This window comes from Desulfofundulus sp. (genome assembly GCF_049701015.1).
Taxonomy (GTDB): Bacteria; Bacillota; Desulfotomaculia; order Desulfotomaculales; family Desulfovirgulaceae; genus Desulfofundulus.
The window spans coordinates 1-1,592 of the sequence record NZ_JBNATZ010000405.1 but is presented as its reverse complement, the minus strand read 5'-3'; the positions used below and the strand labels follow the sequence as shown (position 1 = coordinate 1,592).

The window sequence follows — 1,592 nt, the reverse complement described above, 5'->3', positions numbered from 1 at the left end:
AGATTGGGTTGGAAATCCTCCACGGGAGAATCCGCCCGTGCTGGTTTTAAACAGGGGTCTTTCGGGGGAAATACGTTATTTCCTTAATGGGACAAATCTTTACCGTACATGGCAAAACATCTCCAATCCCCTGGCCAGCCACATTACGGGTTTGGACCTGGAACTAAAGGAAGGTGTTCTGTGCATCAAGCTGACCGGTCAGGCTGATGAAGGGCGCAGCAAGCGTCAAATTACTCTTTCAACCGAAGTACAGCCGAGGATTTTGGCTGTCCAGTAGAGGGGGCGGGATAATATGAACGCCCTTAAAAACGGCGGCCAGGTGGCTCTCCTGGTGGCAGTGGTAGCAGCAGTTCTCCTGTTGCTTGGCGTTTCTGCCATCACTCTCGCTTCCACGGGTATGCGTTCCACTTACCAGCAGCGTGACCAGGTCCAGGCTTTCTATGTTGCCGAGACGGGGGTGGAACGGCTGCTGGCTAAAATTCGGAGAGACCAGACCTGGTTTGAGGGACTATCTTCGGGTAGCAAGCAGATTATTTTTTCGCAGCAATCATTCGCCGGGGGAACGATTGAAGAGGTTACTCTACAAAAGATAGATGCTGGTGCACAGACACCCGGTACCGGGACGGAGGTTGAAATTATCTCCCGCGGTAAGTTCGGGGTGGCACGCAAGACTTTAAAAGTCGACTTGATTATCTCGAGTGTACGGGGATTATTAAAGGGTTTCAATATTCTGCCCGATTCCCCGGTGAATCTTAATGTTACGGGGGATTTCCATCTTGAAGGTAATAACGGGGCTGTAGTTTTAAATGGCAACCTGGATTTAGGGGGAGCCAGTAAAATTGAAGGTGCTGATGTCTATGCTTCGGGTACTATCAGCGGGAGCGTAGAGGGGACAACGCATCCGAACTATCCCGGCGTACCATTATTCCCCAGGGTAGACATGGAGTGGTATAAAAAAGAGGCCCAAAAAAGTGGCCATTATTACAGAGCTGACCAGACTTTCGGTGGTCGAAATGGGGTTTATACCTATGACGGCATTTATTTTATCGAAGGAAATGTTACCATTTCCGGTGATTACACCGGCCGGGCGGTAATTGTTGCCACCGGGAACATAGAGTTGCCGGGTAACAATAAAAGGCTAGTGGCTCAATCTCCTCCTGATGATTTGTTGGTCCTTATGACACCCGGGGGTTATGTGGATATAGAGAATGCGTATGACCAGGGTAAAAATGAAGAAAAGGGTGGTGTTGACGCTTTAATATTGACCAGAATCTTTAAGGCTAGAGGAAACGCCACATTGCGTGGTTGCGTTCTGGCCCGTGAGGTGGAGTTGTGCGGATCTGGGCCCGGGGCGGGTAACGTAGAAATTGATTGCCAGCCTGACTGGGTAAGCACATTTGACGCCAATCTGCTGGGTGGCGTTTTACCTCAGATGAGAATAACTTCGTGGAGTGAAGAATATCCGGTTTTTTGAAAAGTAAACGGATAGTTGACGTACATATTTCCTTCACTTGAAAAACGCTTTGTTTCAGGTATCAACAGGTATAGATTGTTAATTTTTTATTAAAATATGATTTGAATTGATTAATTCA

2 protein-coding genes are annotated in these 1,592 nt (G+C 47.9%); both read left to right on the top strand.

What is annotated here, in order from left to right; genetic code table 11:
• Window positions 1-277, top strand: a 277-nt coding sequence (locus ACPLUI_RS14895) for a hypothetical protein (protein ID WP_424661022.1), incomplete at its 5' end; no start/stop codon positions are given.
• A gap of 15 nt (window positions 278-292) precedes the next feature.
• Window positions 293-1,474, top strand: a complete 1,182-nt coding sequence (locus tag ACPLUI_RS14890; protein WP_424661021.1) for a PilX N-terminal domain-containing pilus assembly protein — start codon at window positions 293-295, stop codon at window positions 1,472-1,474.
• Window positions 1,475-1,592 lie beyond the last annotated feature (118 nt).